Below are 1,417 nucleotides of genomic sequence, written 5' to 3'. Positions count from 1 at the left end.
TCGGGTGCGGGCAGGGCACGGCGGTCGAGCTTGCCGTTGACCGTGCGGGGCAGTTCCTCCAGGACCACGACGGCCGCGGGAACCATGTACTCGGGCAGGCGGGCGGCCGTGTGCCGCAGCAGGACCGTCGCGTCGGCGGCCTCGCCGACGACATAGGCGACCAGACGCCTGTCACCGGGGCGGTCCTCGCGGATCACTGCCGCCGCCTGCTGCACATCCGGGTGCGAGGTCAGCACGGCCTCGATCTCGCCGGGCTCGATCCGGAAGCCGCGCAGCTTGACCTGCTGGTCGCCCCGCCCCAGGTACTCCAGGGCGCCCTGCTCGTTCCAGCGGGCCAGATCACCCGTGCGGTACATCCGCGACCCGGCCGGACCGTAGGGGTCGGCCACGAAACGGTCGGCCGACAGCCCCGGCTGCCCGATGTAACCGTGCGCCAGCCCGTGCCCGGCGACATACAGCTCACCCGGCACCCCCGCCGGCGCCAACCCCAGGTTCCCGTCCAGCACATAGGCGCGCTTGCCCGACAGCGGACCACCCACCGGAACGCTCGCCACACCCCCGGCCCCACCCGGCTCGATGGTGAACGTCGTCGTGAACCCCATACTCTCCGCCGGCCCATAGCCGTTCAACAACCGCAGGTGCGGGTGGGCCTCCAGGGCGCGGGCGACATGCACCGGTGAGGCCGCCTCGCCCGCGGTCATGGCCTCGCGGATCTGTCCGAAGACGGCGGGGTGTTCGTCCAGCATGTGGTTGAACAGGCTCGCCGACATCTGGAGCGTGGTCACCCGATGGCGTTCCACCAGCTCCACGATCTGATGCGGATCGGTGTGCTGACCCGACTGCAGAACGCACACGCCCCCGTGCAGCAGCGGCCCGAACACCTCCAGCGCGAACGCGTCCCACGACACCGGAGAACACTGCAAGAACGTCTGCTGCGGACCGAAAGCCAGATAATCCGGGCCCACAAAAGTCGCCACGAGCGCACGATGCGACGCCACCACCCCCTTCGGCACCCCCGTCGAACCCGACGTGAACATCACACACGCCACCGACTCCGGCAGACCCCCCGTCCCCACCGCCGCACCCGACACCGCGCTGACCTCCGCCACCTCACGCGTCAGATCCACACACACCGCACCGGTCCGCAACACCGGAAGATGGGACTGCGTGATCAACGCGGCCGGACGCACCTGCTCCAGGACACCGTTCAAACGCTCCTCGGGAAACTGCGGATCCAACATCGTGTAGCCGGCCCCCGCCTTCAGCACCGCCAGGACGGCGGCCACCATGTGCGGCGAACGCTCCACATGCACAGCCACCAGATCACCCGGCCGCACCCCCCTGCCCGACAGATACCGGGCCAGCCGGTTCGACCACACCTCCAACTCGCCGTACGTCACCTCCTGATCCTCGAAGA

General features: G+C 69.6%; 1 protein-coding gene. It reads right to left on the bottom strand.

The features are described 5' to 3' along the window. Nucleotides 1-1,400, bottom strand: a 1,400-nt coding sequence (locus ADK41_RS03450; RefSeq protein WP_051843723.1) for an amino acid adenylation domain-containing protein, incomplete at its 3' end; no start/stop codon positions are given. Nucleotides 1,401-1,417: the final 17 nt, after the last annotated feature.

It is taken from the genome of Streptomyces caelestis, assembly GCF_001279005.1.
GTDB classification, from domain to species: domain Bacteria; phylum Actinomycetota; class Actinomycetes; order Streptomycetales; family Streptomycetaceae; genus Streptomyces; species Streptomyces heliomycini.
Note: the sequence above shows the minus strand (reverse complement) of the source record. Positions and strands in the feature narration are given on the sequence as shown.